The sequence below is a fragment of the Bartonella sp. AA86SXKL genome, assembly GCF_042196885.1.
Genome location: NZ_JBHIRE010000440.1, coordinates 1 through 637, shown reverse-complemented (window position 1 = coordinate 637; position 637 = coordinate 1). Strand labels below are relative to the sequence as shown.

The 637-nt window shown below is 33.1% G+C and carries 1 protein-coding gene; it reads left to right on the top strand.

From position 1 onward, the window contains the following. Positions 1-121: 121 nt before the first annotated feature. Positions 122-637 (top strand): DUF1376 domain-containing protein (locus tag ACFIO5_RS12515; RefSeq protein WP_375705577.1); only part of this gene is annotated, 516 nt, incomplete at its 3' end.

Sequence of the window (637 nt, the reverse complement as noted above, 5' to 3'; positions counted from 1 at the left end):
GCACTGAATGTTTTGCTTGAAGAAGGATATTTCATTCGTTTAGCAGATGGTCGCTTGTGGAATTTAGATGTTGAAGAGGAATTAAAAGAAGCAGCTTTTATTGAAGAGCAGGAGGGTAATTATGGCAAATAAATTACCTTGGGTACGTAATTTTTATCAAGAGTGGATTATGGACTTTGCTGGCACTGATGCAGCAGAAAAAGCCACTTATAGTACACTCACTGCTTTTATGTATAGAACTTGTGAACCTCTTTATGATGATGCCTCTGTTTTAGCACGTGCTGTTGGCTGTTCAGTACAAACTTTTAAAAAATCATTAGAAAAACTCATTCGAAAAAAATTAATTATCCGCTTGGAAAATGGAAATTTATGGAGTGCACAAGTTGAAGAAGAGTTACTAAATTGCAATGAGAATTTAGAAAAATCTTCAGAAAAGGCATCAAAAGCAGCAAAAGCTAGATGGGATAAAAACAAAGATAAAAGTAATGATGATGCATGTGCAATGCATGAGCAATGCACAAGCAATGCATACGCAATGCACGAGCAATGCTTGGAAATGCACAATAACATTAACATTAACAATAACAAAAAAAATAAAAATATTATTTTATCAAAAAGAGAAATTGATTTTGAAAAT